General features: G+C 65.0%; 6 protein-coding genes and 1 pseudogene. 2 read left to right on the plus strand and 5 right to left on the minus strand.

Translation table 11 applies throughout. The annotated features are described in order from the left end of the window. Both Q1A87_RS24365 and Q1A87_RS22755 read right to left on the minus strand, forming a co-directional pair. Positions 1 to 949, minus strand: a pseudogene (locus tag Q1A87_RS24365) (transposase); the annotation flags it as partial. Continuing rightward, on the minus strand, positions 873 to 1,163 hold the full coding sequence (locus Q1A87_RS22755; RefSeq protein ID WP_299656938.1) for a transposase: 291 nt from the start codon (positions 1,161 to 1,163) through the stop codon (positions 873 to 875). The gene Q1A87_RS22755 and the pseudogene Q1A87_RS24365, both read right to left, overlap by 77 nt. Here Q1A87_RS22755 and Q1A87_RS22760 point away from each other — a divergent pair. Continuing rightward, positions 1,162 to 1,800 (plus strand): transposase, encoded by a 639-nt coding sequence (locus Q1A87_RS22760; protein WP_299656929.1) that lies wholly within the window; start codon positions 1,162 to 1,164, stop codon positions 1,798 to 1,800. The two genes, Q1A87_RS22755 and Q1A87_RS22760, sit on opposite strands and share 2 nt — an antisense overlap. 52 nt (positions 1,801 to 1,852) lie before the next feature. Here the strand turns inward: Q1A87_RS22760 and Q1A87_RS22765 are convergent, their stop codons facing one another. Continuing rightward, positions 1,853 to 3,100 carry a polysaccharide pyruvyl transferase family protein gene (locus Q1A87_RS22765; RefSeq protein WP_299656932.1) on the minus strand — a complete coding sequence of 416 codons (1,248 nt, stop codon included), beginning with the start codon at positions 3,098 to 3,100 and terminating at the stop codon, positions 1,853 to 1,855. A gap of 131 nt (positions 3,101 to 3,231) precedes the next feature. Here Q1A87_RS22765 and Q1A87_RS22770 point away from each other — a divergent pair, with 131 nt between their 5' ends. Next, on the plus strand, positions 3,232 to 4,239 hold the full coding sequence (locus Q1A87_RS22770; RefSeq protein WP_299656941.1) for a sulfotransferase: 1,008 nt from the start codon (positions 3,232 to 3,234) through the stop codon (positions 4,237 to 4,239). A gap of 67 nt (positions 4,240 to 4,306) precedes the next feature. Here the strand turns inward: Q1A87_RS22770 and Q1A87_RS22775 are convergent, their stop codons facing one another. Together Q1A87_RS22775 and Q1A87_RS22780 are read right to left on the minus strand one after the other, a co-directional pair. Further along, positions 4,307 to 5,161: a sulfotransferase domain-containing protein gene (locus Q1A87_RS22775; RefSeq protein ID WP_299656935.1), complete on the minus strand. Its 855-nt coding sequence runs from the start codon at positions 5,159 to 5,161 to the stop codon at positions 4,307 to 4,309. A gap of 293 nt (positions 5,162 to 5,454) precedes the next feature. Further along, on the minus strand, positions 5,455 to 5,563 hold a 109-nt coding region (locus Q1A87_RS22780; RefSeq protein WP_299656944.1), incomplete at its 5' end, for an integrase core domain-containing protein.

A 5,563-nucleotide genomic window follows, 5' to 3' on the forward strand; every position in this document is an offset into this window, starting at 1 on the left:
CAGCCGACGCGCCACGCTGTCGACCGCACGACAGAAGAGTAATGGAAACGTGCAGGAAAGTCTTGTCGATCCCATCCTTGGTGTAGATCACGCGCCTGATCTCGGGGCTGAACGCGAAGAACAGGATTACCTCCTCCCAGGCCCGGCGCCAGGCCTGGGCGATGGAGGGGTACTGTCCACTCCACTGGGCATCGAATTCCTCCAAAGCCTCGCTGGCGGCGTCGGCGTCCGGGGTGCCGTAGACGGCCTTGAGTGATGCCGCGACCGACTTGCGATCCTTCCACGAGCAGAACGCCAGCGAGTGGCGGACCAGATGGACGACGCAGGTCTGCACCGTGGCCTGCGGAAAGGCCGCGGTGATCGCTTCGGGAGTTCGCGCCGGTCCGCCGAAGGCGGCAGACCGTCCGAGGGACGGTTTGAGGCAAGAACGGGCGGAGCCCCCTTCAGCCCGTCCATTGCCCGGCAGGGCATCGCGCAGCGATGCACGAGAGGGGACGACCGCGATCAGGATGTCGGCTACGCCGCGGTTCCTGAACTCGTTCATGATCCCCAGCCAGAACTTCGCCCCGTGGTCGGGGGATTTGATCCACTGGATCAAATCCTGACCCCTCCCACTGTCGGCGATCCAGAAGCCGAGAACCTCGCGTTGGCCCTCGACCGTGATCCCGAGCGCCAAAAAGATGGCCTTGTTCTTGACGATCCGGCTGTCCTTATCGCGGATCTTCACCCGCAGCGCGTCGAAGAGTGAGGCGGATCAGGGGATCGTCCAGTGGACGATCACGCCGCCGAACACGGAATAGACGGCATCGAGCGCCCGCGAACGCCATTCCCTCACCTCGTCGAGAACGGCATCCGTCACCCGCGAGATGAGGTCAGGCGAGACTTCCAGCCCGTGGAACTCCTCGAAGTGCCCGCGGATGTCGCGCACCGACATGCCGCGCGCGTACATCGCGATGATCGATCCCGTCGATCCGCGTCTGCCCCTTGCCCACCAGCCGCGGCTCGAAGCCGCCGTCCCAGTCCCGCGGCACCTCCAACTCGAAGGCCCCGCCGTCGCCCTTCACGGTCTTGCGGCTCGCGCCGTTGCGGCGGTTCGCCTGCATAGGCGGTGCCTCGGCGCCGTGCTCGTAGCCGAGATGCTCGGTCAGCTCCGCACCGAGCATGCGCTGCACAAGCGCGCTTGAGGTCCTGCATCAGGCCGCCGGCGCCAAGCAGGTCCTCCGACCGCTCGCAGCCCGCCAGAAGCTCGTCCAACACCTTCGCGTCGATCTTCTTCGTCATCGTCCATCTCCCCCTTCTGGTCAGAATGGACCGGCAACCTCATACACAGAAGATCGGACACTCTCGAGTGCTGTCGGCCAACGCCTGTTCGGAACGACGCCGTTCGGCCGCTGGAAGACGCATACCTTCATCGCCGGGCTCACCTGCGACGCGCTGGTCGCGCCATGGGTGATCAAGGGCGCGTTGGACCGAGACGCTTTCGACATCTACATCGAGACACAACTGACACCGGAACTGTTGCCCGGCACTGTCGTCATCCTCGACAACCTCTCCACCCACAAGAGCCCGAAGGCGGCCGAAATCCTGAACGCCCAGGGCTGCTGGATGCTCTTTCTTCCGGCCTACTCGCCCGACCTCAATCCGATCGAGATGACCTTCTCCAAGCTGAAGGCACACCTCCGTCGCATCAATGCCAGAACCTACGACACCCTCATCCAGGCCCTCGGCGACATCTGCGGCCTGTTCGATCCTGAAGAGTGTCGGAGCTTCTTTAACGCCGCCGGATACGCGTCAAATTGAAATCAAACCGCTTTAGAAACTGTAGAACATGTTCGCCCAGCGAAAGGGCTCGTCAGACCCTCGGCTGACTTGCACGACCAAGCTCGTCCCTGTCAGCCAGCGATCCTGAGGCGCCAGCCTGCCAGAGTTCCGCGTCCACTGTGTCCCACATCGCGCGCACGCGATCCTTCTGCGCCGTGGCTGCCGCGCCGAGCCGGGCGACAAGCGCGGTCCGGCTCGGCGCCCGGATCGCCGCCTGCAGATGCGCCTCTAGCCGATCCGCGTCCACTTCGGGCCGGAGCAGGGCGCCCTTGTGCCCGTATTCCTCGAACAGCCTGTCGTATTTATGCGTCCAAGAGGTCCCGATCGCCGGTATCCCCTGCGACAGGGTGCTGACGAGCGCGTGGTATCGCGAGGCGACCACGGCCCGGCACGCCCCCAGGATGCCTTTGGTGGCGACGGCATCGACGTCGTGGACGGGGAGTGGCGCGGCGAGCCGGGCGTTCAGTTCCGTCACGATCCCCGCATCGTTGGACTCATGGATCATAAGACACGGCTCGCAGCCTTCGGCACGCGCGACCTCCGCCGCCCAAACGAGGAAATCGAGATAGGCCCCGGCTCGCTCGGGCGAGGTGCGGTCGGTCATGCGGGCATTGGGCACGATCGCGACGCGTCGTTCCCAGCCTGGCGTCTTGGGCGGCGTGCCGTCGAGGAGATGGGTGATGTCTGGACAACGTTCGAGCCGCACGTGTTCCGGCAAGTCGAGGCCATGGAGATACGCCAGGCTATCTTCATCCCTGGCGTAGATCAGATCCCCAAGAGTGAAGAGTCGTCGCGCCGCGTTGCGTACGTCCGGCTTCTCGAACGGACCCATGGCTTGGGGCAGGAAGACGATGCGGACGCCGCGCTGTCGCAGGCCGTGGTAATAGCCATGCCGCTGGAGTATCCGCGCCGGGGACCATGTGTCGCCATAGGCGAAGCCCGAGCAATCGAGGAGCGCGGACAGCCCGTGGGTCGGGGCGGCGCCGAACCAGTACGGTGCTCGCGCTTCCGCGAATTGTAGAATAGTCCGCTTCGCTGCGAGACGGGCCAGAAGCGCAGGTCGCCCGAGGGAGGCCCGGAACTCGCCGGCATGGGGCGGCAGCATCTGTGGCACGAGTCTCTTCGGGACACCGGCTGGCCAAAGCTCGCGCGGTGCGCCAATGCGCCGGTCGCCACAATGATCGAGAACGGCGCGCATCATCAGATCGTCGCCCTTGTTGAGGATCCACGGACCGACAAGGGCAAGGGCAGGCGCGTCCGGTTCGGGCGAGGTTGGCAAAGGCTATATCCACAAATAAAACGTCAACGGCATTCCTGAGCTTCCACGGGCCATAGGTCAATCATCGGATACCGGGGCGGAACGGCGAGACATCCATGAACGACCGATCAAGTCTCCCTGAGCGCTCCGACATGCCGCCCTTCTTCATCGTAGGCTCGGGACGATCGGGGACGACCCTCCTGCGGTCCCTTCTTGCGGCACATTCACGGATCGCGGTCACGCCGGAGACCCATTTTATGAAGCGCGCCGACCGGGAGGGCGCACGGAGCCGGGAGGCGCCGGAGGATTTCGACACGTTCTGGCGCGACCTTGTGGCCTGGTCCCGCTTCCGCGAGATCGACGTGGACCCCGCACAGGTTCTGGCCCGGATCAAGGCGCAGGGCCGGCGGGACTTCCGTACTGTCTTCGCGGCGATGCTCGAGGCCTACGGGGAGACAACCGGCAAACCTCGCGTTGGTGAGAAGACGCCGGGTCATTACCGCTATCTCGACAGAATCTTTGCCTGGTTTCCCGATACCCGCGTTCTGGTCCTCAGGCGGGATCCGCGGGACGTGGTCGCCTCGCATCTGAATGCGCCCTGGGTCACCGATCAGATGGGACCGCCGCAACTTTGCGCCCCGATCGTCCGCCGGCTCCGTACCTATCACGTGGCCGAGCGCGCGCTTCTCTGGCGACAGGCCAACGGAGAAATCTTGGCGGATGCAGAATCCGATCCGCGGTTGCACGTGGTGATCTACGAGGCGCTTGTCGACCGGCCGGAAGAGGAGCTGCGCCGCATCTGCGCCTTCCTCGGCGAAAGCTACGAACCCGACATGCTCGCCCCCCGCGAGGATTCTACGATCTCCACCACCGACACGATTCGGGTGCAATGGGGTGACTGGGCCGGTACACACCGGACCCGGGCCGCCGCCTCGGTTTCGGCAGGAAGTGTCGGACGCTGGCGCGAGAGGCTGTCCCCCGACGAAGTGGGCCTGATCGAGTCGATCTGCGGTCCGGCCATGGCGCGCCAAGGTTACCGACCGGAAATGCCGCGAAGCCCGCGGCGGTTTCTCGGACAGGCGTTGCTGCATGTCGGGCTGGCCGAGGATCAGGTCAGGCAGCTGATCGCGCGTGGCAAGGCCCAGCTGGCCCGCGGCTAGCCACGGTTCAGACGGACGGCCCGGGCGTGGCGCCGGACGCGCGGACAAACGGTGGATCGTACTGCGATCACCATTCCGGCTCGAAGCCCAGATGGTCGAACAACCGCGCGTTGTGAGACGCGAAGAAGTCGGACAGTTCGGCCAGGACGGGTTCCGGGAGGGGGTCGCTTACCTTGCTGCGGTTCTTCTGCGCGAAGTTGTATTCTCCCTCCATGGGCAGGCCGAGGAAGCCGAGCACTGCGGCGACAGCCTCGGCGGGACGATGGCGGAGGAGGGCGCTACCCAAGACGAAGATCCGCTCCCGCGGGATCGCGGCCTCCAGCCGCCGGATCTGCTCGAGGTAGATCCCGCGGGCCTTGTAGCTCGCGTGCAGCCAAGTCTCGTGCCCTGCCGGTCCAGCAGCGGCCGCGCGCGCGCGCCGCTCCTCCTCGAGCGCGATCGCCTGATCGAAGGGCAGGAATTCGCGCCCCATCGCGACCTCGTGCCGGTAATGTGAGACCGCCCTGGCCACAGGATCGCGCAGGACGACGATGACGCGGATATCGGGCAAGGCCCGGGCAATGCGCTCCGGCCCGTCCGGCTCGAACATGTAGCCCGGCGTCGCCTCCCCGGTGAGATATCCCTTCCCGAGCTGCCAGCGCAGAGGAAAATGTGCGCGATACCAGTCCTCTCCCTTGCCGGCTCGGTGGCCGGCGGTGAAGTAATGGGTTTCCTTCCGGAACGGCCCCACGATCCGGGGATGCTGGCAGAGATAGTAAAACAGGCTGCTCGTCCCCGCCTTCATGGCGCCCGCGACGAGGAAATGCGGTGCGACCCGCCAGGTGGCCGTCATCTGCCGCAGCACGAAGCGGTGATCGCGAACCAGCCGGCCATCCCGCTCTCGGGGTCGCATAGGATGCAGCAGTTCAACCGCCTTTGCCATCAACCGGCCCCTTCCGCGTCCATGCGCTGCGTCTGATGCCAAACGTGCTTTCGAATGTTCAAAGGCTTCTTGTCGTCTGTCTGTATCTCTTCGCCGAGGGCTGTCTGGCCGAGACTGTGGCACCAGTCGTAGATCATGCCTGACCTGCCCCCCGGACCGCCCCTCAGTTCAGTGTAGAGTTTGCTTCACCATGCACTGCCACCCAACCTTGGACCGCCGGCAGCTGGATTTTTCCGGCTCTTTGCACTGCCACCCAACCTTGGACCGCCGGCAGCTGGATTTTTCCGGCTCTTTCACGATGACGGGCTGGCTGCGCCATCGGGATAATGCAGGGCGATCGGGACGTTGTATCCGATCGCGCTGTGGGGCCTGACCTCGTTGTAGTCTCTGCGCCAATCCTCC

Origin of the sequence: uncultured Jannaschia sp. (genome assembly GCF_947494055.1) — a bacterium.
Taxonomy (GTDB): Bacteria; Pseudomonadota; Alphaproteobacteria; order Rhodobacterales; family Rhodobacteraceae; genus Jannaschia.

Bases quoted from the DNA above. Each gene is read 5' to 3' on its own strand.
- Q1A87_RS22755 (WP_299656938.1), bottom strand. From the start codon at position 1,163: ATGCTCGGTGCGGAGCTGACCGAGCATCTCGGCTACGAGCACGGCGCC.
- Q1A87_RS22770 (WP_299656941.1), top strand. From the start codon at position 3,232: ATGCCGCCCTTCTTCATCGTAGGCTCGGGACGATCGGGGACGACCCTC.
- Q1A87_RS22775 (WP_299656935.1), bottom strand. From the start codon at position 5,161: ATGGCAAAGGCGGTTGAACTGCTGCATCCTATGCGACCCCGAGAGCGG.
- Q1A87_RS22760 (WP_299656929.1), top strand. From the start codon at position 1,162: ATGCGCTGCACAAGCGCGCTTGAGGTCCTGCATCAGGCCGCCGGCGCC.